Annotated in this window: 23 protein-coding genes; 11 read left to right on the top strand and 12 right to left on the bottom strand. The window is 47.3% G+C overall.

Translation table 11 applies throughout. The features are described from left to right. Positions 1–186 precede the first annotated feature (186 nt). Complete coding sequence (locus L0Y31_RS12750) at positions 187–1,836, top strand: alpha-amylase family protein (RefSeq protein ID WP_234733455.1); 1,650 nt, start codon at positions 187–189, stop codon at positions 1,834–1,836. A 152-nt stretch (positions 1,837–1,988) separates the two neighbouring features. Here the strand turns inward: L0Y31_RS12750 and L0Y31_RS12745 are convergent, their stop codons facing one another. From L0Y31_RS12745 to L0Y31_RS12730, 4 genes are all read right to left on the bottom strand, one after another. Then, a complete protein-coding gene (locus tag L0Y31_RS12745; protein ID WP_234733454.1) occupies positions 1,989–2,366 on the bottom strand; it encodes a hypothetical protein in 378 nt (125 codons plus the stop codon). A 44-nt stretch (positions 2,367–2,410) separates the two neighbouring features. After that, entirely contained in the window at positions 2,411–2,599 is a 189-nt protein-coding gene (locus tag L0Y31_RS12740; RefSeq protein ID WP_234733453.1) for a hypothetical protein, read from the bottom strand. Positions 2,600–2,689: 90 nt separating this feature from the next. Then, a complete protein-coding gene (locus L0Y31_RS12735; protein ID WP_234733452.1) occupies positions 2,690–3,967 on the bottom strand; it encodes an Hsp70 family protein in 1,278 nt (425 codons plus the stop codon). Between the two features lie 135 nt (positions 3,968–4,102). Next, complete coding sequence (locus tag L0Y31_RS12730; protein ID WP_234733451.1) at positions 4,103–4,579, bottom strand: GNAT family N-acetyltransferase; 477 nt, start codon at positions 4,577–4,579, stop codon at positions 4,103–4,105. Positions 4,580–4,842: 263 nt separating this feature from the next. Between L0Y31_RS12730 and L0Y31_RS12725 the strand changes: the two genes are divergently transcribed. The 4 genes from L0Y31_RS12725 to uvrA all read left to right on the top strand — a co-directional run bounded on the left by L0Y31_RS12725 (position 4,843) and on the right by uvrA (position 12,620). Then, positions 4,843–5,055 (top strand): hypothetical protein, encoded by a 213-nt coding sequence (locus L0Y31_RS12725; RefSeq protein WP_234733450.1) that lies wholly within the window; start codon positions 4,843–4,845, stop codon positions 5,053–5,055. 298 nt (positions 5,056–5,353) lie between these two features. After that, positions 5,354–7,192, top strand: a complete 1,839-nt coding sequence (locus tag L0Y31_RS12720) for a hypothetical protein (protein WP_234733449.1) — start codon at positions 5,354–5,356, stop codon at positions 7,190–7,192. Positions 7,193–7,569: 377 nt separating this feature from the next. Continuing rightward, entirely contained in the window at positions 7,570–9,951 is a 2,382-nt protein-coding gene (locus L0Y31_RS12715; RefSeq protein WP_234733448.1) for an ABC transporter permease, read from the top strand. Between the two features lie 149 nt (positions 9,952–10,100). Continuing rightward, positions 10,101–12,620 (top strand): excinuclease ABC subunit UvrA, encoded by a 2,520-nt coding sequence (gene uvrA / locus L0Y31_RS12710; protein ID WP_234733447.1) that lies wholly within the window; start codon positions 10,101–10,103, stop codon positions 12,618–12,620. Between the two features lie 155 nt (positions 12,621–12,775). On the opposite strand, the gene L0Y31_RS12705 is transcribed toward uvrA, so the two are convergent. Both L0Y31_RS12705 and L0Y31_RS12700 read right to left on the bottom strand, forming a co-directional pair. Then, positions 12,776–13,099 carry a hypothetical protein gene (locus tag L0Y31_RS12705; RefSeq protein WP_234733446.1) on the bottom strand — a complete coding sequence of 108 codons (324 nt, stop codon included), beginning with the start codon at positions 13,097–13,099 and terminating at the stop codon, positions 12,776–12,778. Positions 13,100–13,199: 100 nt separating this feature from the next. After that, entirely contained in the window at positions 13,200–13,439 is a 240-nt protein-coding gene (locus L0Y31_RS12700; protein ID WP_234733445.1) for a hypothetical protein, read from the bottom strand. A gap of 636 nt (positions 13,440–14,075) precedes the next feature. Between L0Y31_RS12700 and L0Y31_RS12695 the strand changes: the two genes are divergently transcribed. The 4 genes from L0Y31_RS12695 (at position 14,076) to L0Y31_RS12680 (ending at position 18,628) form a co-directional block, all read left to right on the top strand. Beyond that, positions 14,076–15,392 carry a hypothetical protein gene (locus L0Y31_RS12695; RefSeq protein WP_234733444.1) on the top strand — a complete coding sequence of 439 codons (1,317 nt, stop codon included), beginning with the start codon at positions 14,076–14,078 and terminating at the stop codon, positions 15,390–15,392. A 374-nt stretch (positions 15,393–15,766) separates the two neighbouring features. After that, entirely contained in the window at positions 15,767–15,871 is a 105-nt protein-coding gene (locus tag L0Y31_RS21060) for an HNH endonuclease (protein ID WP_407084034.1), read from the top strand. A 454-nt stretch (positions 15,872–16,325) separates the two neighbouring features. Then, positions 16,326–17,657 carry a tyrosine-type recombinase/integrase gene (locus tag L0Y31_RS12685; protein ID WP_234733442.1) on the top strand — a complete coding sequence of 444 codons (1,332 nt, stop codon included), beginning with the start codon at positions 16,326–16,328 and terminating at the stop codon, positions 17,655–17,657. Positions 17,658–17,680: 23 nt separating this feature from the next. Then, positions 17,681–18,628, top strand: a complete 948-nt coding sequence (locus L0Y31_RS12680) for a restriction endonuclease (protein ID WP_234733441.1) — start codon at positions 17,681–17,683, stop codon at positions 18,626–18,628. 26 nt (positions 18,629–18,654) lie between these two features. Here L0Y31_RS12680 and L0Y31_RS12675 read toward each other — a convergent pair whose 3' ends face one another. The 6 genes from L0Y31_RS12675 to L0Y31_RS12650 all read right to left on the bottom strand — a co-directional run bounded on the left by L0Y31_RS12675 (position 18,655) and on the right by L0Y31_RS12650 (position 22,899). Further along, the gene (locus L0Y31_RS12675) at positions 18,655–19,089 is read right to left on the bottom strand and encodes a DUF2158 domain-containing protein (protein WP_234733440.1); all 435 of its coding nucleotides are present in this window, start codon (positions 19,087–19,089) and stop codon (positions 18,655–18,657) included. A gap of 175 nt (positions 19,090–19,264) precedes the next feature. Beyond that, positions 19,265–19,501 (bottom strand): hypothetical protein, encoded by a 237-nt coding sequence (locus tag L0Y31_RS12670; protein WP_234733439.1) that lies wholly within the window; start codon positions 19,499–19,501, stop codon positions 19,265–19,267. A gap of 284 nt (positions 19,502–19,785) precedes the next feature. Next, the gene (locus L0Y31_RS12665; RefSeq protein ID WP_234733438.1) at positions 19,786–20,781 is read right to left on the bottom strand and encodes a DUF6414 family protein; all 996 of its coding nucleotides are present in this window, start codon (positions 20,779–20,781) and stop codon (positions 19,786–19,788) included. Between the two features lie 588 nt (positions 20,782–21,369). Continuing rightward, positions 21,370–21,651 carry a hypothetical protein gene (locus tag L0Y31_RS12660; protein ID WP_234733437.1) on the bottom strand — a complete coding sequence of 94 codons (282 nt, stop codon included), beginning with the start codon at positions 21,649–21,651 and terminating at the stop codon, positions 21,370–21,372. A 31-nt stretch (positions 21,652–21,682) separates the two neighbouring features. Further along, entirely contained in the window at positions 21,683–22,192 is a 510-nt protein-coding gene (locus L0Y31_RS12655) for a hypothetical protein (protein ID WP_234733436.1), read from the bottom strand. A 26-nt stretch (positions 22,193–22,218) separates the two neighbouring features. Continuing rightward, complete coding sequence (locus L0Y31_RS12650; protein ID WP_234733435.1) at positions 22,219–22,899, bottom strand: XRE family transcriptional regulator; 681 nt, start codon at positions 22,897–22,899, stop codon at positions 22,219–22,221. A gap of 365 nt (positions 22,900–23,264) precedes the next feature. Between L0Y31_RS12650 and L0Y31_RS12645 the strand changes: the two genes are divergently transcribed. Together L0Y31_RS12645 and L0Y31_RS12640 are read left to right on the top strand one after the other, a co-directional pair. Beyond that, the gene (locus tag L0Y31_RS12645) at positions 23,265–23,993 is read left to right on the top strand and encodes an antA/AntB antirepressor family protein (protein ID WP_234733434.1); all 729 of its coding nucleotides are present in this window, start codon (positions 23,265–23,267) and stop codon (positions 23,991–23,993) included. Positions 23,994–23,995: 2 nt separating this feature from the next. Next, a complete protein-coding gene (locus L0Y31_RS12640) occupies positions 23,996–24,307 on the top strand; it encodes a helix-turn-helix domain-containing protein (RefSeq protein WP_234733433.1) in 312 nt (103 codons plus the stop codon). Positions 24,308–24,367: the final 60 nt, after the last annotated feature.

Genomic DNA, 24,367 nt, shown 5'->3' with positions numbered 1-24,367 from the left:
CATCACAACCACTGATTATGTATAAGGTTTGGCTATTAAACATCATTTACGCCAACGGAACGTGCTCACTTCTACCCCTTTGTCAGTTTTCCACAAAGCCATCCATTCTCAGTAAAAGCTATCGCCTTTAGCCTGTTCCTGGCCTAGAAGTGGCAAACCGCGAAGGCCTAAATTAGTTGAATAGGTATGATTGAAGAACTTTGGTATAAAAACGCAATTATCTACAGCCTCGACTTAGAGACATTTATGGACGCCAACGGCGACGGTGTTGGCGATTTTACGGGGCTTAACCGTCGGCTGGATTACCTTCAGGCGCTGGGTGTCGATGCAGTCTGGCTGGCCCCCTTCCAGCCAACTCCCAACCAGGACAATGGGTACGACATCAAAGACTATTACGGGGTAGACCCGCGACACGGCTCAAGCGGTGACTTTGTTGAGTTCATGCATCAAGCCAATAAACGGGGTATTAAAGTGCTTATCGATCTGGTTGTCAATCATACCTCGATAAAACATCCCTGGTTTCAGGACGCCCGCAGCAGTGAGGATTCCCTGTACCGCGACTGGTATATCTGGTCGAAGAAAAAACCAGCAAATTCGGACAAAGGCATGGCCTTCCCCGGCGTTGAGAAAACGACCTGGACCTACGATAAACAGGCGCAGGCGTATTATTTCCACCGTTTTTACAGCTTTCAGCCCGATTTGAACATGGACAACGAAAATGTTCGGGCCGAAATTCGCCGCATCATGGGCTACTGGCTTCAGTTGGGCGTGGCGGGTTTTCGCGTCGATGCGCTGCCTTTTGTGCTGGAATCAACGGAGCCGGGTACGGTTTTTCCGCCCATGAATTTCGACTACCTCCGGGAAATGCGTCGCTTTCTGCAATGGCGCAAGGGCGATGCCATCATTTTGGGCGAAGCCAATGTACTCCCCGAAGAAAGCTATCCGTTTTTCGGGGAAGACGGGGAAGGCGTTCATTTACTGTTCAATTTTTTTGTCAATCAGCACCTTTTCCACAGTTTAGCTACCGCCGACACGACCTCACTGATCAAGGCGCTGGAAGCAACCCGAACGATTCCGATCACCGCTCAATGGGCCAATTTCCTGCGCAACCATGACGAACTCGATTTAGGCAACCTGACCGAAGAGCAACGCCAAGCCGTTTTTGCCCGCTTCGGGCCTGATCCATCCATGCAGATTTATGGCCGGGGACTGCGGCGGCGGCTGGCTTCCATGATCGGCAGTCGGCAGCAAACCGAATTGGCCTATAGTTTAATGTTCTCATTACCCGGTGCGCCGGTAATTCGCTACGGCGATGAAATTGGCATGGGCGATGACCTGACCCTCAAGGAACGCGAAGCGGTGCGGACGCCCATGCAGTGGTGTTCTGATCCCCAGGCGGGTTTTTCTGCGGCGGAGAAGCTGGTGCACCCCATCATTGATGAAGGTCCTTATGCCTTTTCGCACGTTAACGTAGAAGCCCAGCGCCGTGATTCAAGCTCCCTCCTGAAATGGATGACCATGCTGATTCGTTTACGGAAAGAATGCCCTGAAATTGGCTGGGGCCAGTGGCAGATTTTGTCTACCGAGCGCACTGAAGTCCTGGCCATGCACTACAGTTGGAAGGGCAATTCGGTGGTTATTCTGCATAATTTCGACCATCACCCGCAGGAAGCCATTCTCAATCTGAAGCAGCCCAAGGCATCGCGTCTCATCGATTTGATGAACAATGAACAAAGTGAGGCCGATTCGCAGGGAGTGCATAAAATCATGCTGGAAGCCTACGGGTATCGCTGGTTTCGGGCGGGTGACCTTAGTCATTTATTGAATAAAAAATAATTAGTAGACAATAGTGCTGTTTTGCATGAGCGGTTTTAATCGGGTGTATACGAATACAGTTTCTGGGCTCTTAGGAAAAAGGCTTTATTATTTAGTAGTGTCCCCGCCTTTAGGGAATCAGGCGCGTTACTTACTTTTTCCCAGGTTTCAGTTTACGGGGTAAAGCGAGCCAGTTCGCCGTTAGCCAGCAGAATATATCCTTTGTTGCCTACGGCAAATCCATTCGTAGCGCCTTCCAGATTGTAGTCAGCCGAGGGCGTTTGGAGGCGTTTTTTCAGACTTAGTTGTAAGGTAGCAGGGTCAGACGCGTTGATGTCGTACACAAACATATCCCGCATGAAAATGTCGCCAAATTCAGACTTTGGGAACAAATAAAATCCAGCTGGAGTACCGCTAAAGCCGCCCCCATGATACAACTGGTTATCGATGATAAACGTAAATCCATCAAAGCGAAAAACGGTCATCTTGCCCACAAAATCCTCGTATTCCCAGGTTGGTGTCGCAAAAATGGGTGTATCAAAGATTTTCACTTTGACCGGTTTCCAGCCGGTAGCGGGAGAATAGGCCGTTGCCGTCAGGTAATGGAAGGTATTGAGACTGCCTTGTCGGGTTCCCCGAAAAGCAGAAAACCAAGGCCTTGGTAGCTAAAGCCAGAAGCACCCCGAACACCAGCAAAACCGCCACCGCGGGGAGGGTCTATCGGGGTTACCAGCGTCCATTCATCAGTCGTGAAGTTATACTCATACCAGTTTTTAGAATACATCTCAAGCTGGCTTGAAAAGATTAGGGCAAATGACGCCAACCAGACGATGAATCCTGGTGCTTTAATCCCTATAACCTGGTGAAACCTACCCTAACGGACGGGGCTAGTCTGCGGACCAAATTTAAGCCGACTGTCGTAGCCTAAACCCAGCCCCACGCTGGAAAGTTTGTTCTGGTCGGCAATGGCTGCGTTCGGAAAAAGCCGCTTGAAAATGTCTTGCACGGAGCGCACTTCGGTTGACCCCCCCGTCAGAATCACTAAATCAATAGCTTCTTGCCGAACCCCGGCTTCCTGAAGACATTGCAAGGCAGAAGCCGCTATTTTCTCCACCTCCCCGTCGATGGCTTGCTCAAAGAGCGCCCGTTGAATGGCAATGGTAAAATCCGCTTCGATAAAATCGAATTGCGCGACGTACTCCTCCTGGCCCGAAAGCGCAATCTTTGCTCCTTCTGCTCCAGCGAGCAGCATGTGTCCAGTTTCCTGCTCAAGCACGCTTAGAAGGCGTCGGTAGCGTTGCTTATCATCTGCTTCGTGCAGAATCTGCCGGATCTGCATAATCAGTCGGGGCGTATACAGGAAGTTCACTTTACTCCACTCGGCCAGGTCCTGATAGGGTTTTAAGGGTACTTCCAGGTGTTTAGCTCCGTACGTGCTCCGGTAACCCAGCTCAGGCATAATAGCACTCAGGCTTAACGCTTTATCAAAATCATTACCCCCAATACGAACCCCAGTATTGGCTAAAATATCGGATGACCGATCGGACTTGCTGACGTGTTGGGATGATAAGCGGATAACTGTAAAATCGGAGGTTCCCCCGCCTAAATCGGCCACAATGGCTAACTTTTCTCCGCTTATCCGCGCTTCGTGGGCAAATGCGGCGGCAATGGGCTCAAATTGAAACTCAATGTGTTTAAAGCCAAGCCGTTGAGCAATCGTTTTCAGTTCTTCCTGTGCCTGGGCGTCGGCTTTGGGATCATTATCGACAAAATGCACGGGCCGCCCCATCACCACGCTTTCAATAGCCTGATCAGCGTACAAATCGGCCTTGTCTTTGAGGTGTTTCAGAAAAGCAGTAATAATGATCCCAAAGTTCATGGAAGCGCCATTTACCAGCGTCCCTTGCTTCATCAGAGAAGTCCCTAAAACCCGTTTCAGACTCCGCATGAACCGTCCCTCCTGCCGGTCGAAAAATAGATCTATTGCCTTTCTGCCGTAGAATGCTTTGTTGGTAGTCCGTTGAAAAAATATAGCACTAGGAATGGTTACGTGGTCCTGTTCGATCGGCACTAAACTGATTTTTCCGTCAAGATCGAGGGCAATGGTTGAGTTTGATGTACCAAAATCAATTCCACAAGAAGTAGTTGTCATTCTTCCGGTCAAAAAATGTCACCCAATCAATCTACACCGTAGAAGACTGATTGAGTGACGGCCTAAACGGGCAAATTTAGGGCTATTTATTTTGTATTACCAGCCAGATTAACTACTATATTGTCTGCTATGCCCTTAGGCCAGCCGCTCTGGTTTCCAGAGCCAGGTCAGCAGGCTTCGCTCCGAATCGACAAAACCCAGCGATTCGTACAGTTGCTTGGCTCGGGTGTTGTACTTTTCCGTTACCAGATGCAGCCCCATAAATCCCATTTGGCGGGCTTCCTGCTGAAGAATGAGCAGCACCTGGTGCCCCAGACCCGCCCCGCGCCAGGCCGCTTCAATGAATAGCTCATCCACAAAAGCCGTTACACCACCAAATTCCAACGTAAAACTATTGGTCAAAACCACGTAGCCAACCGCCTCGCCTTTCGGCTCAACGAGCCACAATGTTCCCAGAGATGGCGTTTCCAGCAATTGAACGATCAGCTTATGTCTGGTAAATTCATCGAAAGGATAATCGAAATGACGGCAAAAGGCATCCATTAGCTGAAGCAATTTATCGGTATCAGCAGCGGTTGCCAGACGGATTAAGTCGAGTGGGGAGGCATTCATGAACGTTCTTGGCTTGATGAGTAGCTTAGTCGGAAATTAAGCCCAAAGTAACCAACAATACCTGAAAAAGTACGTCTAGTGATGTTCAGCGATAAAGGTTACGCCATTTCGGGCTATCCAGACGAAGGAACCGAATCAAATTCAAATAAGTTCATAGCCATTCATTCCGCCATTTTGGATAAGAAAAGCGCTGCGTTCTTGTTATTATGCTACTGACTTACAATATTTAAGGCGGGATTTCACCAAGAACAAACTACTGAATTGTGCGCCAATACCTGCTTCTCATTCTCCTGGCTACCGGCTGTTTTCTGAGCTTTGTCTGGTATTACCTGGCGCTAAAAGATTGGATAACAGATGTTCAGCAAGGAGTTTACGCTCGACACCACGTGGAAGCTGTGCTAGAGACCTCCATGCTGCTACTCTACACCTGGTTTGGTGCCCGATTCATCATTAAACGGGTCAATATGTTCTTCTAGTCATGGATTAATTCCGTGCATCTTTTTCCGTAAGAAGCCATACATACCCGCGAAAGCGGAAATGCAAACCGTTTAAGTTTGTGCTCAAGTCTTTGTTAAACACACACGGTTTTTCTTCATTATTGTCCTCTTAATAAATAATCTCCCTATTCTTCATACTAGACTGGTGTATATTAGCCGTATTAGCTCTATTGAGGCTTTCTTTTACCAGCTGCCGCATTCTTTTACGGCGTGACTAGCAACAACGATTAGACAAATCGCTGTAAGTTGATGAATGACTCACGCCTCTATTCCTGTTATGAGACAAATTTTTAGACTCTTTATTCTGCTTTTTCTTACGGTTCCGCTGCTCACCGAAGCGCAGGTCGTCCGGCTAAAACAACTGCCAACGTCAACGCCCCCACCACCGGGTCAAACGGACGTTTATTACATTAACCCAAAGCTGGTCGGAACCAAGCCCCCTGATCAGCCGATGCCTCCCAATCATAAGTTTCTGGTCTGGCGGGTGCGTACAACGCTGCCGATTCAAACTGGTGCCAACGGGTTCCAATACGTAGACTTTGCCAGCGGCTGGGCCAACAACCAAGCGTCTATCTTGCAGAGAGATGTACTCATTCGAGATACCTACCGACCAGACATACCGATCACCAACAAGCCACTTTCGGGTAAGGGAGCCAGTGCTGTCCTCTTGCCGCTGTTCGAGAAATGGTATTTGCAAACGGAAGGCTGGTTTCCGACTTTTCTCAGAAATGCCCCGCCCTTTACGCCCGCAGAATTGGCCATCCAAAAGAACAAAGTGTTCGGGGGAACGATGCCCGATAGCAAGGCTTCGGTAACGGACATGCGCGCCCGCGGCTGGAAATTCACCGAGGCACGCAGCGTGAACGGGCGAAAACTGGCGGGCAACGAAGTGTTTCAGATACCGAATGGAAGTCAGTTCAAGAACGAATTTTTGGGTGGTGCGCCCTACACAGGCCCGGTCATTTACCCGCCTCACGCCGCTCCTACTTTTGAACAGGGCGTAAAAGCAGCCAACGCATTCTCGGGCTTTAATTATCCTATCTGGATTGATCAGATCAGCGAGGCAAACCCGGAGCAAAACGCTGTGCCAGTCATTAGTCCCGGCCACCTGGGCTTTGTATCGCGCCTGAAAGAGGTGTATCCAGACCGTAAAGTATACGCTGGCTACGGGGAAAATGTGCAGTTTCAGAAGCCGAATCAAGGACGTAACTACCTCCATTCTGACTGGGTTCACTACTGGGAGGGCGACCCCCGCATTCAGCCAAATGGCCAGACAGACCCTTTTTTCCAGGTTAGATGGAACAACAAGAGCTTTTGGAGCGCGGGCATCTCCTTCCTGAATCAGGTGTACCCCGATGACCCGGGCGACCCGGATTTTTTCATTCAGACCGCCCTCAAACTGGAAGTCAAACTCCGCCAGTCTTATGCTGGTGGGCAACCCTTGCGCAAAAGTATTCTTTTTGGCTGGCCCTGGCTCGAAACGCCCGGTTCAGCGCGCTGGGACGCAACCGAGTATGATTTGAAGACCAGTAGCGTAATTGTCCGCCGGATCGCGGGCGGGATTCCCGATTTAATTGGTCAGGAGTGGATTGCCCTGCAACATACATTGAAAGGCGACGGCCTCCTGCTCTGGGCCGACCATCACAACGTGGTTGACAATCCCAACGCCATTCAAGCGCCCAATGACCCTAGCCACGCCCGGATTATTCCACTACCAGGCCATAACGCGCGTGAATTTAAGTTTACGAACGGACCGGCACGGCCCCGGTTTCCCTACATCGGCTACGACAGCTACTTTGCCGGATACCGCAAGGCCGTTAAGGTGCTGGCTCATTTGGGCACTGATTCGCCAAGCTGGGCGCACGTGGCTTACACCCTGGGCGGCAAGACCTATACCCCACCCGCTAATGGCATGGGAATGGCTCATTCCGCCTATTACTGCCGCCCTATCGTGGAACTCTACAGCAACAGCCGCACCGGTAAAAAAGCGATTGTCGCCGTCGATTTCTTTTGCATGCCGTGGGATTCCCGCGTGATTACGGTTTCAATTGGTAACGGAAAAACAATCAATATACCCATGCAGGGAAATGCCGTCCACGCCGTTTTAATTAACTAATCGCGGCAACGCTGTTCGATAAAAACAGGCCGCTCAAACGGCAATCGCGCTCACGGTGCCTATTCCTGGTTAACAGGCTGGCACCGTGAGCGCCCTACTTTTGGTTATCCATTCGGATCGCAGTGATTTCACAGGATTCACCAGCGCGGCTTTGATACTCTGATGGCTAACCGTAAAAAAGGCAACGGAACATTTAACTGGAGCGCGTAAGCTGTCCAAAACAGTACAGCTTAACGTCCGAAAATGGACGAAATATTCCTTAATTCATCTACAAAATAGCTCTTACCAACTCATAATCAGCCCTTTTATAAAACTGGCAGGTAATTTGAGCCATTATAGGATAACTGCTGGTGTTAATCTGTTACTCCTTCACGGCCATGCTCCAAAACTACCTTAAAATTGCCATCCGGAATTTGTGGAAAAACCGACTTTTTACCCTGATTAACACCGTTGGCCTTTCCATTGGGCTGGCCTGCGTCATCGTCTTGATTCTGTTTGCCCAGAAATGCCTGACATGGGATCGCTTTCACGCCAATATTGATCGGATTTACTACCTCCAAACCGAAACAAACGGCCATACCCACAATCGGACGGTTTATCCCATTCTGGACCAAATGCTGAAAGATTACCCCGAAATTGAAGCAGGGACGCATATTCAAACCTGGAGCAACCCCTGGATTCGTCACGGCAATAAGAACATTCAGGAATATACCGCTTATGTCGATCCTGATTTTTTTAAGGTGTTCAGCTTTGAGTTAAAATATGGTAACCGACAAACGGCTCTGCGCCCAAAAAATGCCATTATTCTAAGTGAAAAAGTAGCACAAAACCTGTTCGGGGATGCCAATCCAGTGGGTAAGAACCTGACCCTCAACGACACTACTCAGTACATTGTTACCGGCGTTTTGGCTAAAATACCAGCCAACTCTTCCCAGCAATTCGAGGTGCTGCTTTCGACAGAAACGCTCCTTAATATCCCGAGCTTTAAAGAAAACGCCGACTGGTACAATGGGTTTGCTTCGGTCTTTTTACTCCTGAAAAAAGATGTCCATAAATCGCAACTGGAAGCCAAATTGCCGCAATTGGTTAAAACGCATTTCTCGGCGGACGCCCAAAACCGCAGGGTGCTACTGAATGCCTACGGGGATTTTATAAACGACGTAAATCCTACCTTTTCGGGCCTTATTTTGGGCGCTATCATCATTGCAGGGTTTTTACTTTTGATCATTAGCATTAATCTGATCAATCTGAACATGGCCACGGCGCTACCAAGAGCCAAAGAGGTCGCCATGCGCCAGGTGGTTGGTGCTACCCGAAAACGAGTTCTGCAACAATTCTGGGTTGAGTCGGCACTTGTGGTCATTACTTCCGTGGTTTTATCGGGCTTGTTCGCCATCTATTATTTGATTCCGGCGTTCAATCAGTTGCGCGACGGCAATATGCAGCTGGAGATTAATTGGTCCAGTGACTCGCCGACGATTCTGCTTATTCTAGGCCTTGCACTGGTAGTGGCTGCGCTGGCCGGCACCTATCCTGCTCTCTATCTGCTCGGTCTGAAAACAGCCAACGCCGTGAAGGGCAAACTTTCGACCGATCCACACCGGGGCCGGGCACGTCAGAACACCCTGATTGTTCTGCAATTTGCGTTGGCGATCATTTTTATCATCGGCACCATTGGTATGCGCCAACAGATTCAGTTCATGAAACGCGCTAACCTGGGTTATCAGAAAGAGAACATTCTTGTTTTTAAGACTGATCTGTCCTACCGCGATGAGAACATTGCCCTATCGCAGGGGCAGGGTATCCTGGACAAATTGCGCCAGCACAGCGCCGTGGAGTCGTTTACCAGCTCGGAAGTTACGCCTGTTAATTACCGGTTTAATTACAACAACTATTACCCGGAAGGACAGGAGAACCGGAAGGTAAATTTCCGGCATACCGCAGGAGCCATCAATTATTTTGAAACCTACGGAATTCCGCTGGTCGAAGGGCGGACATTTTCCGCCCTTACCCCCGCCGACTCGGTTAACAATGCCGTTATCATAAACGAAGCCGCCGTGAAAGCGTTGGGCTGGACAAGTGCCGTTGGTAAAAAACTACGCGAGCAGAACAACAAGGCGGTTTATACGGTGATCGGCGTCACCAAAGACTATCACTATCAGAGTCTTCAGGGGAAAATCGAACCTTTACTCCATTGGTACGGCGGCCGCCAAACGCTAAATAGTTACCTCAGCGTCAGACTCACCGACGAAGGTAAAGCACCGGCTTTAATACGAGAACTGGAAACCGAATTTAAGAAATTACCGGCCCGGCGGGCACTCTCATATTTCTATCTGACCGACGAAGTGGATAAAATCTATCAGCCCATCGACAACCTCTGGAGCATGATCAGCTTTGTCACTATAATTGCCATCATGACTGCCTGCGCCGGTATCTTCGGACTGGTTGCGCTGGTAACGAAACGTCGGGTTAAAGAAATTGGTGTCCGGAAAGTACTGGGAGCAAGCACTTTCCATATCACCGCTCTACTGTCGAAAGATTTTGTAAAGCTTGTGTGTCTGGCCTATCTGATTGGCTCGCCCGTAGCTTGGTGGCTGGGCGCTTTGATGCTGAATTACTTTGCTTATAAGACATCCATTCAGTGGTGGTATTTCGCTTTGGCTGGCGTTCTGGCAGTCGGCATTGCCATCGTGACAATCAGTGTTCAGAGCATTAAGGCCGCCTTGGCGAATCCGGTCAAAAGCCTACGCGTCGAATGAGCCATAAACGCCCTATCTAAAAAAGCGTTACCTGCCTCTATGCATTTCTGTAGCGAAATGGTCGCTCAACTGACTTGATCCGGACCGCGCTGGATGCCGCCGTTCTAACAACAGCCGGGTATCGGCGGTTATCCAGAAACAAGTCAGCTATGAGCAAAGCGCATTCACCATCTGAACAGGAGTTCCAGGGCTTCATCCGCGTCCGTGGGGCCCGGCAGCATAACCTTAAAAATATCGACGTAGCCATTCCTCGGGACGCGCTGGTGGTGTTTACCGGTGTATCTGGCTCGGGCAAATCCTCTCTGGCCTTCGGAACGCTTTACGCCGAGGCACAACGCCGCTATTTGGAATCGGTGTCGCCCTATACCCGACGGCTCTTTAATCAAATGGCCGTTCCCGAAGTCGACGCCATTGACGGTTTACCTCCGGCCGTTGCCCTGCAACAGCAGCGGGGCACGCCAACCACCCGTTCCTCGGTAGGCAGTGTTACCACGCTTAACAACCTGGTACGAATGCTCTATTCCCGAGCCGGTGATTACCCTCCGGGCCAGGGTATCCTCTATGCCGAATCCTTTTCCGCCAATACGCCCGAAGGAGCCTGCCCTACCTGTCACGGCTTGGGCAGCATGTACGAGGTTACCGAGGAATCGATGGTGCCTGACCCTTCCCTCACGATCCGGGAGCGAGCGGTGGCTGCCTGGCCACAAGCCTGGGGTGGTCAGAACCTGCGTGATATTCTGGTTTCGCTAGGCTACGATGTAGACAAGCCCTGGCAGGAACTTCCTCAGCAACAGCGGGACTGGATTTTATTTACTGATGAGCAACCTGTCGTTCCGGTTTATCCCGGCTATACTCCCGAGCAAACCCGGCGTGCGATCAAACGGCAAGAACCACCCGACTATATGGGCACCTTCAGCAGTGCCCGGCGGCATGTGCTGCATACCTTCGCCAATACCCAGAGTCAATTGATGAAAAAGCGGGTTTCGGCTTTTATGCTCCAAACGCGCTGCCCGACCTGCCAGGGGAAACGGCTACGCCCCGAATCGTTAAGCGTCACCTTTGCGGGACTGGATATTGCCGACCTCTCCGAACTACCCCTCAAACGCCTGGCGACGCTGCTACAGCCTTACACCGAAGACCAGAAACCGGAAACTAACGAAACCCACCCCGAACGGGCAGAGGTGATTCGCCGGATCGCGACTGATCTCGTAGCACGCCTACAGGTCTTACTCCAACTGGGGCTGGGGTATTTATCTCTGGAGCGAAGCACGCCAACGCTATCGCCGGGCGAACTTCAGCGGTTGCGGCTGGCTACGCAGCTTTATTCGAATTTATTTGGAGTGGTGTATGTGCTAGACGAGCCCTCGGCGGGCTTGCATCCCTCAGATACCGAAGCCTTACTTGCGGCTTTAGCGGGTTTGAAAAAGGCGGGTAATTCCTTATTTGTTGTCGAGCATAATCTGGATGTGATCCGGCAGGCCGATTGGCTGGTCGATGTCGGACCGGCTGCTGGTGAACAAGGGGGCCAGATCCTGTACAGCGGACCACCAGCGGGTTTAGCCGATATTGAGCTATCCCAGACCCGCCCTTACTTGTTTGCTTCGGACAAAGGCTCTTCAGTCCCACCCCTTTCTCCTTCAAACTGGCTTCAGTTAGTTGGGGTAAGCCGGAATAATTTACAGAACCTGGATTTGGCGATTCCTTTGGGCGTACTGACAACGGTGACCGGGGTATCGGGTTCGGGCAAGTCCAGCCTGATTAGCCAGGTGCTGGTCGAACTTGTGGCGGCTCACCTGGGGCAGGCGCTCGCCGATGAGGACGAAGGAGATTCCATCGGCGAGGAAAAGCCTGTTACAACGGGGGGTAAAATCACCAGTGGCCTGGATCGGATTAAGCGTTTGGTGCGCGTCGATCAAAAGCCCATTGGCCGCACGCCCCGCTCAAACATGGCTACTTATACGGGTCTTTTTGATGCCGTCCGGAAACTGTTTGCGGCAACTCCCACGGCCCGCGATCGGGGCTACGATGCGGGTCAGTTTTCGTTCAATGTAGCCAAAGGTCGCTGTCCACATTGCCAGGGCGAAGGTTTTGTGATGGTCGAGCTTTTGTTTCTGCCTAGCGTTTATAAACCCTGCCCTGTTTGCCACGGAGCCCGCTACAATGAGCAGACCCTGGCGGTCCGGTACCGGGACAAAAACATCGCTGAGGTATTGAGTCTCACCGTCAGTGAAGCCCTCTTGTTTTTCCGGGACGAGCCGGCGGTTTTACGCTCCCTGACGGCGCTGGGAGAAGTGGGATTAGGGTATCTGCGATTGGGTCAGCCTGCTACGGAGTTATCAGGCGGTGAAGCCCAGCGCATTAAACTGGCAACAGAACTACAGCGCACTAATAATGGCTCGTCGCTTTATATCCTCGATGAACCGACTACGGGCTTGCATCCGGCTGACGTAGACCGACTGCTGGCTCAACTTCGTAACCTGGTGGCGGGCGGTAATACGGTCGTTGTCGTTGAACACACGATGCGGGTAGTTGGGGCTAGCGATTGGGTCATCGACATGGGTCCGGGAGCGGGCGATGAAGGTGGCCAGGTAGTAGCTCAGGGGCCTCCGCTCGACGTGGCTCAACATCCTACCAGCCGAACCGCTCCGTATTTGAGGCAGTATGTGTAGACGTTAACAAAAGCCCATTGAAAGCTCTTCAATTGGTCCGCCACCGCGGCCCGAATTTATTAGTACAGCATTGACAGAATGGTGTGAGATGCAAATGCTCCTGCTCCACATGCTCAGGCGGCTTTCGAGGTTTGTGGTGAATGGTCAGCGATGAATCAGACTTGGGTTTCGGACTTATTTCGTAATTGATTGGCTAGTTCCGTTAACTGATCTAGATAAATCAAGGCTTTATCATAGCCCTGTAGATTCCAATCAAATTCGTCAAAATACCTGACCAATCCAGATACAATTCCTCCTATGCTGACCTCGGATATTAAAGCGGGATTGGCGTAGGTATCGGTAATAGAGACATATGCTTCCTTTACGTATTTTGCATATTTTTCCCACGCTGGGTCATTCTTCGCATTCGTCAGCATATGTCTAGCAAATTCATCCAACTTTTCAATAAGTCGCTGCCAGAGTAAGTTTTCGTTTACCATGGTAGAGGGTCCTTTCGCTTAACTTTTACCATACAAGCCTGAATCTAGCATTAGACAATCCAAGCTCGGCTCTATCACTTCAGAGCCGAGCTTACAAGATTTACCTGATTACCCTAGCTTTGACTGTCATCATGCCAGCTAATTGATTACAGCTTATGACAGACAGTTTGTGTTCGCCAAAGATTTCTGCAATCATTGAAGCATGATCAGAAGAAAGAGTTTCGAAAATAAACCAGCACCCGTTCTCAACAAATACATTTACTGCTCCTGTAAAAATACCAGCTTGATTGAGTGCGATAAACGCCCTGTAGTAAGGGCAAGGATTAATGGATTGGTCCATTATTTAAAGAAGTTACCGAAGCCAGTCCCCTTGATCCTCGGTGGAATAAAAATAGCAAATAAATTCATGAAGTGCCTATAATTTAGACACTAGGGGAAGCTACTTTTTACTTCTCATTTTTTTCTAAACCTTACAATTAATAATTTACCGATCATGTCAATTAAACCCATAACCCCTGATAAGACTTGGCTAATGAAGCAAAAGTGGCTGAGCCGTTGCTATCAATAAAGTGGAAAGATATTCTGGTAGCTTATTGATTAGTTTAGCTTTCACTTGATTATTAAGCCTACCCACCCCCTACGCCGCTCAATAAACCTTTCCCTACCCTACTGTATCCTTTCGTATCTTCGTAACAATAGCTTTTATACTACTAAGTACGGTGGTACGGAATCCCTGAGCATTTATCTGTTCAGGGATTTTTTTGTCTTATAAGCATAGTAACAAGGTAGCCTACCCGTCTATAGAGCACTGACAAAAAACAAGCGAAGGGAACATTCCCTGCCAAAAAAGAGGCGCTTACCTATCAATATAAGTCATTGACAACGAATCGTATGCTAGCCCGTAGAGCCCGTGGGTAAATCGTCTATATTTACGGCTAACAAAACACAGAACGATACCTAGTCCACATCCCTTTTTATGAAACGAATTTTACTTTCGGGAGCTGCCCTTTTAGCCTTATCGGCGGCTAGCTACGGGCAGACCAACACGGCTACTCTGGATCAGAGCGGAACTGAGCTAAGGGCTACCCTCTCGCAGACCGGGGCTAGTAATCAAATCATCACCACTCAGCGGGGGAGCCAGAATGAGACAACCATCAATCAGGGTACTTCCGCTAACCCGGTTCAGGGCAATACCGCCGATGTATACCAGTTTGGGACTACCAACCAGGCGTATATTGATCAACTAGGTGATGACAATACGGCCACGCTAGCTCAAGGGCAGGATGGTAATGCCACGGACAATACAGCCAGTATTAATCAGTCGGGTAGCGGGAACTATGTTCTATTCGATCAGGCCAATTTTGGCACTGCCACGGGCAATACAGCCAGCATTGATCAATCTGGAGATCAAAACTTCGCTTATCTATTCCAGGGCGATTATGGCACTGCCACGGGCAATACAGCCAGTATTGATCAGTCGGGTAGCGGGAATTATGTTCAATCCAATCAGGGCAGTTATGGCCGTCTCACTAACAGCACAGCTAGTGTTGATCAGTCAGGTGATAATAACGGCGCTTCTCTATCCCAGGGAGCTTATAATCCTTATAGCCCTTCCATTTTATCTAACAGCACTGCTAATATTGATCAGTCGGGCAATTATAATAGCGCTACCTTATCCCAGTCGACTGGTATTGGGGACGATGTCATGAACAATACGGCTATCATTGATCAATCCGGGGATCAAAACACGGCCATTCTATTCCAGTGTATTATTGGCGTTTCGGCAGATAATACGGCTATCATTAATCAGTCCGGGGACCAAAACACGGCTACTATAAATCAGGCAGTCGCTGCTATTGGCACGGGCAATACGGCTATCTTTGATCAGTCGGGTAACGGGAACGTTGCTGAAGTATCCCAGGGAAGGGGAGTGAGCGGCGGGGGATTGAACACCATTTCTATCGGAAACACAACCATCGTTGATCAATCTGGGGATCAAAATCTTGCTTATATAGTCCAGGGAGTCACTGGCACATCCACTGACAACACCGTTAGTGTTGATCAATCCGGGGATCAAAATTCTGCTTTTGTATACCAAGGAGTTTTCTTTACCAACGCCGAAAGTAGCCTGGTTCAGATTACCCAGGCAGGTGATGGCAATTCAGTAACAATAGAGCAACTAGGCCTTAGTAATAGTGGCATTATTAGCCAATTAGGTGACATTAATACCTCAAATGTCCGTCAAGATGGTACTGGTAACACGGCCACCATTACCCAGTCTAATTTGCCTTAAGGTTTTACTATTTTTTGTAAAGTGGAGGTCCCTGGTGGTTGAGCTACCAGGGACTTTTTATTATAACCTTAAGTTACGAATATGGGTAAATATTGAGCTTTCTAATAACTTTGTTTTATAAGCAGTTGTACCTACCGTCTCATGCCAACCGTTAACAAAATCAAGCGTCCCTGGGAGAAATCTTCCGGTGCCAAGCCTCCCCTGAGCCCAACCAGGGCCGATCCTCCCCGAATCGGCATATCTACTCCACGGAGAAATGGAAGCGCTTGTCTGCTCAATTCCGAAGGGATAACCCGTTTTGTGCTCACTGCCTGAAGAAAAGGGTTCTTGCCGACGTAACGCCGGGCGGAGGTAAGGGAGTCACCGACCATGTTGTGCCGATCAACAAAGGTGCTGACCCCTGGGATCAGACCAACTGGCAGGCCTTGTGTATGAAGTGCCACTCCCGAAAGAACAACAAAGACCGATCAAAGAAATAGCCATGCCTCCCCACCCGGATTGCCTCGTTCACTTCGCTTTCTGGGTGGCCCCTGTCATAGAGTTCATCTTTGTCCAGTGGAGCAGGTTACTTCGCCTTGAGTTCGGCGATTACAAAGTCATACGCGTTCATATAATATAGTCTTTTGGAAACCGTAAAATACACCTGACAGCCCCCTATCCTACTTATTACCTGTCTTAATGTGAGCGAGCTAAAACAAAAAAGCACTTAACATTTCTGCTAAGTGCCTGATTATGAAGTGGGCCCAGCAGGGCTCGAACCTGCGACCACCTGATTATGAGTCGTAGAGCCAGATTTGCCACTATTATTGTTTCTATTTATCACTCCTTATTAAGACTCTTATTACCAACACTTTACAAATATAACACTTTGCTTCTGGTTTTGCCTGTTTGCCGGAGTTTGGTTAACTTGTAGGCACATTTGTAGGCCAGACAATGAACATCAACCAAGCGACCATTAAGCTTACTACCCGCCCTGCCAAAGACGGAATGGTGTCGGTTCAGATGCGCGTTACCTTTCAAAGGCAGCAGCGCCGCTTTTCCTTCCCCATCAAAGAAGGCGTGATTATTTCCCCGGCAAGCTACGAAAAGTTAGATAAATATCACCAGACTAAATCCGCCCGGACAGCGGAAGATATCAAGCTGCTGTATGCCCGGCTGGAGCCCCACCTACAGAAGGCCGAAGACCTGTGTGAGAAACTACAACCATTTGCGCTTGATTCCTTTCTGGAGGCTTTTTACAAAGAACAGCAAGAGCCGTCGAACGTTGTTGATGTGATTGCCGCTTTGCGCGAGATGGCCACCAGGATGAACAAAGAAGACCGGATCAGTACGGCGGATGGCAACCTGACCACGGCCAGTTCTCTGGAGCGGTTTTTAAAAAGCATTTCGGCCAGCGATCGCAAAGCCCTGCTAGGTTCCGAAGAAGTGCTGACCTATCGGCATATCACACCCGCTTTTCTTGGTGCCTACGAAAAATGGATGCTGAAGTACGGCAAAGCATCCCGCAAGCCTGGTGGCAAACCGGGACCGGCAACGCTGACGACGGTGGGCATTTACCTACGGACGCTGCGAACCTTATACAATCAAGCTATCGAAAAAGGATTGGCAAAAATGGAAGATTACCCGTTTTCCAAAAAAGGGTACACCATTCCCGCCGGTCAAAACGCCAAGAAAGCTCTCAGCAAAGAAGAAGTACTGAAGATCATTAATTACTCGTGCGCCGAAGGAATGGAGCAGCGTGGCCGGGATTTGTGGATTTTCTCTTATTTGAGTAACGGGATGAATGTAGCCGACATTTGCCGCCTGCGCTGGAAAGCCATCGATCAGCAGGCCGGTACCATTACGTTTGTCCGGGAGAAAACGCGCCGGTCCCGAAAAGGCAACCAGACGCAGATCTCCGTCGATCTGTTTCCTGAAACCGAGTCCATCATTGAGCGCTGGTGCACCCCCACCCGATCACCGAATGATTTTGTGTTTCCCTTCATCAATGATGCCATGGATGCCCGGCAACAAAAGACGGTCATTCACCAGGTGATCAAGATGACGAATAAATATGTCAACCGGATTGCCGAAGCCGTGGGTATTCAGGCCGATGTAAACACCTACGAGGCGCGGCACTCCTTTGCTACAATCCTTTTGCAATCGGAAGCGCCGGTTGCCTTTATTTCGCAGGCCTTGGGCCATACCAACCTAAAGACAACGGAATCCTACCTCGGCAGCTTTGGGGATGAGAAGAAAAAGAAATACCTTAAATCGCTATTATAAGAAATGAGTAAAAAGAAAACTTAATGATAAATGCCTTAATGAATATGTCAAACCCAGGTAAAGAGTATGAAGAGTTTGTCTTCAATAAACTAACAGGTTTATTCCCGGAACTAGAAGTTACTTTAGACGATAATATTGTGGGAACACAAAGCGGTGTTAGGCGCCAAATAGATATATCAATAAAAGGGCAAGTAAGTGGAGTAGATATTTTATACTTAGTACAATGCAAAGATTACACTCGACGAGCTGATATTAATAAAGTTGGTGAATTGTCATCAGTTATGCAGGATGTCGGAGCATCTAAAGGGTTCCTGATTTGTTCTGGAGGATTTACAAGAACAATACATCAGTATGCCCAGAAGCTTGGAATTGAGCTTTGGTCTGTAGAGGACGTTAATTCTTCCCAATGGCATGTGGAAAAAAAAATCCCCGTAATATATATTCAAAAACAGGGTAAGTCAGCTAATGTTAATTTGCAACTTATACCAATTCCAGAAATGTATGATAGACTTGAAAAAGAAACACACACAAACATTTCAGCAGCCATTGGGGAAGCCATCAAGGAAGTTAGTCTAGATGAAGGACGATCATCTACAAGCTTAGTTGATTATATTAATCATATCCTTTCCGCGAACAATATAGACTTTTCTGTTACACCCAATCTTGAGTTGAATGATCCTAATTTAAAAATAAGAATTTGGGGAATTTGGACTCCAGTCTCCTTCAAAGTACAATTTAACCATGAAAAAAAGTACTATTTGAAATACATAACTCCAGAAGAGTACTCACAAATCAGAGATCATATTACCCAAGAAGCAACTCCACTTAATTTTTTGATTGACAATTTTAGTATTGAGTTAGATGATAGCTATGTTGAAGTAGATCCCAATGAAATACCTATTTCCAATAACCTTAGCATCAAGCTTGAGATACCCTTAACAATTATAGAATCTTTAAATTTTCGAGGTTAATATCAACCTCTAAATACCTATTGCTCTTAAATAACTTTCATCAGAACAAACTCTGGAAAAAGAGCAGTTTGCAGTTCATTGGCTGTCGAAAACCAGATGCACTTTAACCCTTCTACTTCCAAGCTTATGACTGTCATAGCCGGGCCACCTGAACGGATCTGCACAATATCCCCCTGCTGCAAATTCTCTTCCACCGAAATGGCGGTTTTTGCTACCGTTTTGGGCTTGTCTGGAAGAGGCAACAGCATATTGCCCTCTCCCTCTTCCAGCCAGGCGGGATTCACCGGAAATGCACTGGACAGCGCTGCAATAACGTGCTTACCGAGAACCTGATCCCCTTTGGAAATCCGGGAAATAGTAGCTGCGTTCAGTTTAGCCATTCGAGCTATCTCGGCCTGGCTCTTGCCGGTTGTAGCAATGAATTGATTGATGCGTTGGGCGGTTTCGGGATATTTCGTCACTTATTGAAATGTTAGTTATCTTGGTGAGTAAAAACAACAACTACAATGGAGAGGACCGTAACATTGCAAATTGACTCTACAGGACTTGATCAGCTTCAGAGTAAATCTGAACAATTAGCCTTTCATCTACAAGAAGCGCAGAAGCTCGCAAAAGAGATTGTTGAATTAAAAGTTACTATTGGTCTAAAGTTTCCATTATCCGGTCAACTAACTTATCTGGAAGGTCAATGAACTTTATGTCTAGGCTTTCATAATCATCGGAAACGCTAAAAACAACCTTGCCACCGTGTGCATTTATCTCTTCAGCAAAGGATTCTATATGGCGCGTATATATTAATTCTATTTGCTGTCGGATTATATTAGGCAGGTCGTTAAATCCCTGCCCTTCGTAAGTAACTTCAAGTTCGTACATATAAAATGAGCGCGATTATCATAACAATAGGTTTATTGGATGCTTTGACTGGTGTATTCGTCTTCCGTGGCACTATGACCAATGACTCACCTGACGGACTAGCTCGAAAAGGTGCTTTAACCTTAGCTGTTTTACTGCTCAGCAGTTCGGCTTTGCTTATTGCGTCCGTTCTAGCTTAGCTTTATTGTTTACACAAGCTAGTTAAAAGAGTATTACAAGTATCATGAAAGGCCTCTATCCAGTGAGTGTATAATTATTCTATTCACAGTCACCCGCGCTAGATATCATAATTCCCGGTATACGGCAATTGGATCAATAACATACTCATAGTCTAACTTACCTATGAACAAATTTTCAAGATTTGTAAGCGCTGAAACGATACCCATTACTCCTTCTTTAATTTTAGGTTTGTCGTTTGAACCACTCTCGCCATCTTTTTCACCTTGATCATCTGTAGACTCTCTATACATTTGCAGGCGCTCAACGGTTTTGGCGGTCCGAGTGGGTACTCCAAATAGCACAAATTCTTTTTCCGTTGTTCTCGAGTATTTATGAAGAAGTTCTTGTTCGCTTTCTTTGAGCATAGCCCGTCTCAGAATGCCAGAAAATAAATAATGCTCCAAATCATTACTGAAAGGCATTTGAATTTCAAATTGCCCATTGTAACCATAGTTTACAATATAGGCCATTTGGTCCAAGTTAGTCTGATCTTGCAACAAGCCTATTTCAGAGAGTACTTTTCTTAAATAATCTCTATTTTTTAGCAGTTCAGTGGCTTTTGCTTTTTTGTTCCGATCTTTAATATTTTTGACCGTATTTTCGAGATTATTTAAATCATTTTTAAACTTATCATCTTGCGTTATATACCCAATAGCATAACCTAAGCTATTAAAATTTCTAAGTGTTGACTCAACTATACTTGTATCATTAAAACCAACCCGCCCTCGTATTTTTACAAAGTTTACATCCTCTATTTTATGAATTTCTTCTTGAATATTATCAGCGTTCAGCTCTAAGACCTTGCCTTCTTTGATCAAGGCCTCTTCGAAAAGGTTGAAGGCAAAATCGTGCAAAAACTTTTTTTCTTCAAGCATTGCAGACTTTTTTAGAATATCTGCGAGCAAGTGGCCACTCTTTTTTGAGCCCTCCTGATAATCTGTCTGGTTAAAGCTTTTTTCGGAAGAAGCAATAATGTATTCTGTTAACCCCTCAAATATTTGGGAGGATATTGAATACATTTTATCGTTATCAAGGTATATGAAGGATTTAATTGATTTCATTCAAAGTCGCGTCTACGTTGTTCTCTTCTTTTTAAGAAAGCTTCGTAGTGCTCTTTGCGTATCTTGGCGTCTCTGTAGTTCTTAATGGACACGACTATAATTGCTATAACTGCAATAGCAGTTAGCCCAATAATTATGTTATCCAAGTTTCTGAGGATCATGCCTTTTGATCGGTCAATACGCCACAAATAAAGTAACTATAGACTAAAGATAGTGCACTGAGCACTAATGAACAATATTTTATCTTTAAGCGGTTAGTGTACAGCTCTTTGGTGTCAATTTCCGTGAAATAAGCTACCGCCAGTACGATTGAATATATCACCAGAGCGAATATGCACAACCCGATGTTTATGTTTTTCCAGTCCTGTGAACCTGTATAGTTCTCCTGAAGCTCGTTTAGATTAGTCACGTACAGCACCAAACCGAAAGCGGCAAAATCTATCTCGTTTAGTAGATATACAGGTGATAGATTTTTAAATCCTATGAAAAAGAGGAGACGAACGAAAAAGGGTATCAAACCTATCAATACTGTATAAATCAGCCACTTCGCTTTCCTCATAAATCTAGGTAATCATTTAAAGGGTACTGCTAAATAAATTGAAGAGAGGTTATGCTTCCGCTTGCATCGACAACAAACAACCAAGTCTCATTATCGGCTCGCATATTCTCGATAAACTTCGGGTTTAAATTACGGAACCTACGAAGTTTTGAATCAGTGAGTATTTCTTCAAAATCGCCTCTTTCAACTAAATCTTTAATATTCTCTGCTATTTGGCCGCCCTTGGTAAGGAATCTTTTAAAGTTATCGCTGATGCTTTCGATCAGATAGGCTCCCAGAATTGGGTAGGTAGAATTGGGATTGGTTTGCATAGTTTTCTAAGGATTTAGGATTGATTTGTAATTAGAAGTCAGCAGGATTTTCAGCTTTTGGTTTAATATCTTTATTGGGGTGGTAAATCAAATAATAATGGAACTTTGCCATCTCGGCTGTCTCCACCTTATAACCCATTTTGATAAATGTGCGATCAGTTTCCCATCCAGCAAAGCCATTACTCGCAAATTTAGTGGGTGTTGTTGAGTACTTTGGCTTACCATATTTTGCTTTTAAGACATCAAGAAGTGCCTCAAAATCTTCGGTGAGCATTTTCTCCTTGGGCAGAGACTGGCGCATAAGCCGCATTCTGACTGTAGCAAGCTGATCGTTTTGAAAGAAATAATCAATGTTTGCCCTGAAACGACCCAGTTCAACATCTTTGTAAGTTATAAACCAAGTACTGTCAGAACTGGGTTTTGACAACTCAGAGCTCATCACTTCCGCCTTTGCCATCCCCCATCGTGTCTTACGAACATCAAAAGCTTCTTGTGCAAGAGCAGGAAACGATAGCAGCAGAAACAGTAACAGTTTCTTCATGAATAACTAAATGGATTAATTAGATATTAGCGTACACCAGAAAATACAACATGGGCAACTTTCAGCATTGCTCTAATTTCATCAGCTGGGATTGTGATCGCGCCATATTGCTCATTGTCACTGTGTAGCGTCAAAAAGCCAGTTGTGTTTATGTCGTTCGTTTTAATGCGCTTGACGACAAATCGATTAGCAAAAAAAATAGCATACACGCCCCCACTTTCATATTTTATATCTTCCATAGGTATCGGGAGCGTCAAAACTTTTGATCGATCTCGAATTTGCGGCTCCATACTGTCACCGTCCACCTCAACGACAACAAACTTTTGTCGACCCAACCCTTCTGGCAGGTAAACCGGGTACGTCTCTTCAATAAATTTCAATTGAAAACCATCCATGCTTTTATCCACAATGGATGCGGCCCCACGAATACTTATCAAAGGTAATGCGTGTATGTGTTCACCGACGTTAGTATCAAATGAACGTATATTACCAGTAGTGACTACTGGCCCCTCTTCGATCAAAAACTCGTCTTCTCGCAACTGTAGCACATGTGCAATTTTTGAGAGAGTATCGGCCTTACTAATTTTCCCAGTTTGCAATATTGTATTCAAGGTACGCCTACTAATACTGATCTTATCAGCCAATTCTTCTTGGCTTAGACCCATTTCCCTCATCCTACCCCTTATCTTACTAGCATTAACATTCATTGAAAATCAAGTATTTATAAAAATACTTCACAAAAAGAGAAATAATTATCTCACAATTATTGCACATTTTGAGAAGTTTGCGCATATTTGCCAGCACAATAACAGCACAAATTAACCACAAAATGAACACGGCATTAGCACAGGAGAAAAAAAAGGCCGATGGTTTGAGCGAACGGTTAAAAAAAGCCTACAAGCGGGTCTCACCGAGCTTGCGCCCAGATGCAATTATAGCATTCTGCAAATACCACCGAATTAGCGCTGAAACCTTTCGAAAAAAACGGTGCGGCCTATATACCGTCACAGAGCAAGAGTGCGAATGGATGGAGGACTATAAACCCTATCAAGAACCCGCAACCGTATAGATCATGAAAGATCTGGTCAACGTATCCGTCAACGCGCAAGGTGCGCAGGTCGTCTCGGCCCGGGAGCTTTATGAGTTCCTCGAATTCAACCGCAGCCAGTGGGCTCGCTGGTCGAAAAAGAACATTGCTCGCAATCCCTTTGCCCGGGAAAACGAAGACTGGGTAGGGTTCGACATCATGTCGAACGGTAACAAATCGGTCGATTATGCCCTAACACTGGACTTTGCCAAGCGCCTGGCAATGATGGCTCAATCGGAGAAAGGCGAGCAGGTTCGGGAATACTTCCTGAATTGTGAAAAACGACTGCAACGCCAATCGGCCAACCTGAGCAAAAAAGCCAACCGCTACCAGCGGCTAGGCAAAGATGCCAGCTGGATCGAAGGCCGGTTGCAGGCGGTAGCGACTCGTAACAACTTCACCCGCACCCTTGGCGGTCACGGCGTCAAAAACAACGGGTTTCGGGCTTGCACCAACGCCATCTACACCCCTTTGTACGGTGGGTCAACCGCCGTGGTTCGGCTTCGGAAAGGCCTCAGTGAGAAGGTCAATATCCGGGACAACATGAATGCCGTTGAACTGGCCGCGGTGAATCTGGCCGAATTGCTGGCTACATCCGCCATTGAATCTCAGGGCTTGTACGGCAATGCGCAGTGTGAACTGGCCTGCAATCACGCCTCCCGCTCCGTGGCTACGGCTCTGGTCAAAAACCGCAAACAGCAAAATCTACAATAGCCATGAACCTGATCGTCACTACGCCCGAAGACCTGAGCCAGATGATCACCGAAGCGGTGCGTCAGGCAGTCGAAAGCCTAAAACCTGCCGGGCAGACTGCGCAGGCCTTCAACCCGAAACCCATTGGGCCCGATGCTGCCGCCGTTTTCCTCGGTATCTCCAAGAGTACGCTTTATAGCAGCATTGATAAGATTCCGCATTTTAAGCGCCATAACCGGCTGTACTTCTTTGAGGCGGAACTACTAGCCCACATCCGGGGCGAAAAGACCAAATCAGAGGTGCCGGTTGCCCGGCATACAAGACCTCAACGGTAATATCTCTAAAAACAAAAGCCCGGTCAACGTGCCGAGCCCTGTAAGCAGTATCTCTAAAAA

The organism is Tellurirhabdus bombi, assembly GCF_021484805.1.
In the GTDB taxonomy this organism is placed as follows: domain Bacteria; phylum Bacteroidota; class Bacteroidia; order Cytophagales; family Spirosomataceae; genus Tellurirhabdus; species Tellurirhabdus bombi.
This window is presented reverse-complemented; position numbering and strand designations above follow the sequence as displayed.

Coding starts and splice junctions, on each gene's coding strand:
- L0Y31_RS12715 (WP_234733448.1), top strand. CDS start 7,570: ATGCTCCAAAACTACCTTAAAATTGCCATCCGGAATTTGTGGAAAAAC.
- L0Y31_RS12650 (WP_234733435.1), bottom strand. CDS start 22,899: ATGAATGTTAATGCTAGTAAGATAAGGGGTAGGATGAGGGAAATGGGT.
- L0Y31_RS12735 (WP_234733452.1), bottom strand. CDS start 3,967: ATGACAACTACTTCTTGTGGAATTGATTTTGGTACATCAAACTCAACC.
- L0Y31_RS12730 (WP_234733451.1), bottom strand. CDS start 4,579: ATGAATGCCTCCCCACTCGACTTAATCCGTCTGGCAACCGCTGCTGAT.
- L0Y31_RS12720 (WP_234733449.1), top strand. CDS start 5,354: ATGAGACAAATTTTTAGACTCTTTATTCTGCTTTTTCTTACGGTTCCG.
- L0Y31_RS12705 (WP_234733446.1), bottom strand. CDS start 13,099: ATGGTAAACGAAAACTTACTCTGGCAGCGACTTATTGAAAAGTTGGAT.
- L0Y31_RS12640 (WP_234733433.1), top strand. CDS start 23,996: ATGAACCTGATCGTCACTACGCCCGAAGACCTGAGCCAGATGATCACC.
- L0Y31_RS12660 (WP_234733437.1), bottom strand. CDS start 21,651: ATGCAAACCAATCCCAATTCTACCTACCCAATTCTGGGAGCCTATCTG.
- L0Y31_RS12645 (WP_234733434.1), top strand. CDS start 23,265: ATGAAAGATCTGGTCAACGTATCCGTCAACGCGCAAGGTGCGCAGGTC.
- L0Y31_RS12700 (WP_234733445.1), bottom strand. CDS start 13,439: ATGGACCAATCCATTAATCCTTGCCCTTACTACAGGGCGTTTATCGCA.
- L0Y31_RS12665 (WP_234733438.1), bottom strand. CDS start 20,781: ATGAAATCAATTAAATCCTTCATATACCTTGATAACGATAAAATGTAT.
- L0Y31_RS12740 (WP_234733453.1), bottom strand. CDS start 2,599: ATGTATTCTAAAAACTGGTATGAGTATAACTTCACGACTGATGAATGG.
- L0Y31_RS12750 (WP_234733455.1), top strand. CDS start 187: ATGATTGAAGAACTTTGGTATAAAAACGCAATTATCTACAGCCTCGAC.
- L0Y31_RS12670 (WP_234733439.1), bottom strand. CDS start 19,501: ATGTACGAACTTGAAGTTACTTACGAAGGGCAGGGATTTAACGACCTG.
- L0Y31_RS12685 (WP_234733442.1), top strand. CDS start 16,326: ATGAACATCAACCAAGCGACCATTAAGCTTACTACCCGCCCTGCCAAA.
- L0Y31_RS12655 (WP_234733436.1), bottom strand. CDS start 22,192: ATGAAGAAACTGTTACTGTTTCTGCTGCTATCGTTTCCTGCTCTTGCA.
- uvrA (WP_234733447.1), top strand. CDS start 10,101: ATGAGCAAAGCGCATTCACCATCTGAACAGGAGTTCCAGGGCTTCATC.
- L0Y31_RS12695 (WP_234733444.1), top strand. CDS start 14,076: ATGAAACGAATTTTACTTTCGGGAGCTGCCCTTTTAGCCTTATCGGCG.
- L0Y31_RS12680 (WP_234733441.1), top strand. CDS start 17,681: ATGATAAATGCCTTAATGAATATGTCAAACCCAGGTAAAGAGTATGAA.